This window comes from Ralstonia condita (assembly GCF_958405655.1).
GTDB classification, from domain to species: domain Bacteria; phylum Pseudomonadota; class Gammaproteobacteria; order Burkholderiales; family Burkholderiaceae; genus Ralstonia; species Ralstonia condita.
The window spans coordinates 1-1,294 of record NZ_CATYWO010000016.1; the positions used below are offsets into that span (position 1 = coordinate 1).

The window sequence follows — 1,294 nt, forward strand, 5'->3', positions numbered from 1 at the left end:
GTAAGCACCCGGTGAACCCGTCTTGCCAGCTAGGTGGCGCTGGGCGTCCAGCGATGCGGGAGCAGTTCGGCGATGTCGGCCGCCTTGTGGGTCGGCAGTCGCGTGAGGACGTCTTTCAGATAGGCGTAGGGATCGTGCCCGTTGAGCTTGGCCGATTGGATCAGGCTCATGACGGCAGCCGCGCGTTGACCGGCGCGCAGTGAGCCTGCAAACAACCAATTGGAGCGACCCAGGGCAACCGGCCGGATCTGTCGCTCGACGTGGTTGTTGTCGATGGGCACCGTCGGGTCGTCGAGGTAACGCACGAGAGCCGGCCACCGCTTGAGGCTGTAGTCAATGGCCCGCGCGATCGCCGAGCCGTCTGGGACGCGGCGTCGCTGTTCCTCGAGCCAGGCGTGCAGCCGCTCTAGAATCGGGCCAGCCCTTTGTTGCCGCGCTGCCAGGCGCTGGTCTGGCTCAGCATCCCGCACTTGCGCCTCGATCTCGTACAAGCTCACCATGTAGCGCAGTGCCTGGCCCGCCAATTCGCTCTTGTGCTTGTCGTGCAGTTCAAAGAACTTGCGCCGCGAATGGGCCATGCAACCGATCTCAGTGACGCCACCGTCGAAGCTGGCCTTGTAGCCGGCGAAGTCATCACATACCAGCTTGCCTTGCCACTGCCCCAGGAACGCGCGAGCGTGCTCGCCGCTGCGGCTGGGCGCAAACTGGTAAATCACCGCGCGCATCTTCTCGAACTCGCTCGGCGCATAGGCCCACAGGTAGGCGCGGTGCGTCTTGCCATTGCCGGGCGCGAGCATCTGCACTGGCGTTTCGTCGGCGTGCAGAACACCGTGGCTCAGAACCTCTTCTTGCAGGGCGTCCACCAGCGGTTGCAGACGCACGCCACAGATGCCCACCCACGCGCCCAGTGTCGATTGCGGGATGGCCAGACCGGCGCGCGCATAGATGCGCTCCTGCCGATACAGGGGAAGGTGGTCGCCGAACTTGGACACCAGCGTATGTGCCAGCAGTCCGGCCGTCGGGATGCCTTTGTCGATGACGTGGGGTGGCACCGGCGTCTGCACCAGCGTCTCACACTGATCGCACACCCATTTGCCGCGGATGTGACGCTCCACGGTGAACGTGCCCGGCGTGTAGTCCAGCTTCTCGCTGATGTCTTCGCCAATGCGCTTGAGCGCACACCCACAGGTGCAGGTCTCTGCGTCCGGCTCGTGGTGGATGTCGGTGCGCGGCAACTGCGGCGGCAATGCCTGGCGCTTGGGCTTGCTCTTGGCTTCAGATTTGGACGACGGCA

General features: G+C 64.6%; 1 protein-coding gene. It reads right to left on the reverse strand.

What is annotated here, in order from left to right:
• Positions 1–29: 29 nt before the first annotated feature.
• Positions 30–1,294 (reverse strand): IS66 family transposase (gene tnpC / locus R2N03_RS20970; protein ID WP_316659774.1); only part of this gene is annotated, 1,265 nt, incomplete at its 5' end.